A 337-nucleotide genomic window follows, 5' to 3' on the forward strand; every position below is an offset into this window, starting at 1 on the left:
CCGCCAATGGATTCCGAGACACGAGCACATAGCGGACATCGATTCCCAGCGACTGCAGGATGTCGGCGTACATTTCAGCGAAGCGTGCAATGCGCGGTTCTTTGATGACGAATAGAGGCGCGGCGCCGTATTCTTGGCCAATGATGCGAGCGATTTCGCTTCGATAAAACTCTCGGCGCTCCTCCAACAGTTTTGTCACATCATAGGGCCGCCAGTCATCCCAACTGCTGCCAGCTTCAGCGAGCATTTGCTCGTTAAGAGTATTGATGCTAGTCGGCTCCCAATAGCCGTTGGCATTGTTCTCGTCCGAGGCAATGACTTGTTCGGGAAGTGCTGC

Annotated in this window: 1 pseudogene; it reads right to left on the bottom strand. The window is 54.3% G+C overall.

Annotated elements, in window-relative coordinates:
* Positions 1-337: pseudogene (locus EN852_RS41405) on the bottom strand (hypothetical protein); the annotation flags it as partial.

It is taken from the genome of Mesorhizobium sp. M2E.F.Ca.ET.209.01.1.1 (assembly GCF_004010375.2).
GTDB lineage: Bacteria > Pseudomonadota > Alphaproteobacteria > Rhizobiales > Rhizobiaceae > Mesorhizobium.